General features: G+C 41.1%; 3 protein-coding genes. All 3 read right to left on the bottom strand.

Going from position 1 to position 1,567, the window contains the following annotated elements; all coding sequences use genetic code 11:
* Positions 1–61 precede the first annotated feature (61 nt).
* Positions 62–580 (bottom strand): glycoside hydrolase family 108 protein, encoded by a 519-nt coding sequence (locus DW103_RS17845; RefSeq protein WP_122278629.1) that lies wholly within the window; start codon positions 578–580, stop codon positions 62–64.
* Positions 564–1,037: a phage holin family protein gene (locus DW103_RS17840; protein ID WP_122278627.1), complete on the bottom strand. Its 474-nt coding sequence runs from the start codon at positions 1,035–1,037 to the stop codon at positions 564–566. The genes DW103_RS17845 and DW103_RS17840 overlap by 17 nt, the downstream gene beginning before the upstream one ends.
* 119 nt (positions 1,038–1,156) lie before the next feature.
* A partial coding sequence (locus DW103_RS17835) for a hypothetical protein (RefSeq protein ID WP_122278625.1) occupies positions 1,157–1,567 on the bottom strand: 411 nt, incomplete at its 5' end.

The raw sequence follows: 1,567 nt of genomic DNA, 5'->3' as shown, positions 1-1,567 counted from the left end.
TTATATCCTCCCCAGAAACTAATCCCGTAGAATACAAATATCAATATGACGTGCCAAGCTTTCATGGTTCAAACCTTATAGCGTTAATTCGGTTTATCCAACCTTTTTTAAACTTATTGTTTGCCGGTCTAGACTCGCATATTTCATCTATAAACTTAATTCGGTCCGCTTTAATTGCGTAGAATAGTTCTTTAGAGTCGCGAGCATTCACAGCGGCTATAGTAAGAGGACCAACGATACCGTCCGCTTTGACACCTAATATTTTTTGCGGTCGCTTAATACCGTATCCGCCGGAAGCCCATACCCAATCTACTAAAATGTCAGCTACGGACTGATTGATTATTTGGTCCGCTTTCCATCTATCCCAATACATTGTCTTCAATATTTCTGTCCATTCTCTTTCAGAAATATTCTTCAAGCGCTCTACTGTTGGTTTGGGGTATCCTTTTCTGAAACAGTAGGCTTCATAAGTAGAGAGAGTAATCCCTTTGTTTGTTGCACCGCCTAAATCGTCGGGGTCATTTACAAATCCACCTTCCCATTGCAGGATGAATGGAGCTAATTTATTCACATCTGCCATATTCTTTGTCCTCCTTATCTTTTGCCTCAATGAGTGCCTGTGTAAAGGCTTCTTTGAGAGATTCTTTACTAACTATACTACTTAATAAATCAATTGATTTTGCTGCCTGACGGCGTTGTTTAGCATCCGCCTTTTCCCAGATTGACCGCCCTTCTGTCACGAGAATAAATACCGCTACGATAGACGACACCACCGGCACTTTCATCAGCGGAGAAAGATGAATAAACTCCCAGAACCGACATACGAAGCTAATAGAATCGACACCGCAAGCGATACATATACTACCAGCATACAGAATAAACTTGCTAACTGTTCGACGTAAGCCGTAACTGTTTCGGTCCTCATGACGTAGTTTTGCTTTATAATATCCGGAACAGAAATCCCAGCCCATTGCAATAAACACGAGAAAGAACTCGAATATTACGATAATCAACATCTCATATATACCATTAAACATCTTCACCTTGCACCTCCTTCTGTTTTTAATCGTTACATTTGTACGAATTTGTGGCCAAAAGCCATATAATTGATTTTAATTTCCCCGCCTCCGGTCTGTGATAGCTCGGAGGCGGATTTTTAGTAATATTTCAAAAAACTAAAACTACTCGCATATTTCCTCTCATTACACGGTTTGAGATATTCGTTTTCCAAGTCATAGGCTTCCTGCTCGAAAGCAATCCTCCTGTAAGCCTTGTCAGCATCTCTGTACATGATTAACCGTACCAGATACTCAATACCATACCAGGCGTAATAGAGTAAAAGCGGGATAGCGATAAGTGCCAGCATCCACCAGCCGTAGATGTCGAAAGCGAAGCAAATAAACATCGTCATGACCGCAAGGACCATACCTGTAGTGAATAGGGTTTGATACTGCTCGACATGCGAACCTTCGTGAAACTTTGCCCGGTCTGACAATTCTTTCTCTTCGGTAAATACTGCTCCGAAGAGCATGATTGTTTTAAAATCTTTCAAGAACGTGAAAATCCT

Source organism: Parabacteroides sp. AM08-6, assembly GCF_003473295.1.
In the GTDB taxonomy this organism is placed as follows: domain Bacteria; phylum Bacteroidota; class Bacteroidia; order Bacteroidales; family Tannerellaceae; genus Parabacteroides.
Note: the sequence above shows the minus strand (reverse complement) of the source record. Positions and strands in the feature narration are given on the sequence as shown.

What these genes read in the sequence shown, in the direction of transcription:
- DW103_RS17845 (WP_122278629.1), bottom strand. Translation starts at nt 580, where the DNA reads ATGGCAGATGTGAATAAATTAGCTCCATTCATCCTGCAATGGGAAGGT.
- DW103_RS17840 (WP_122278627.1), bottom strand. Translation starts at nt 1,037, where the DNA reads ATGTTTAATGGTATATATGAGATGTTGATTATCGTAATATTCGAGTTC.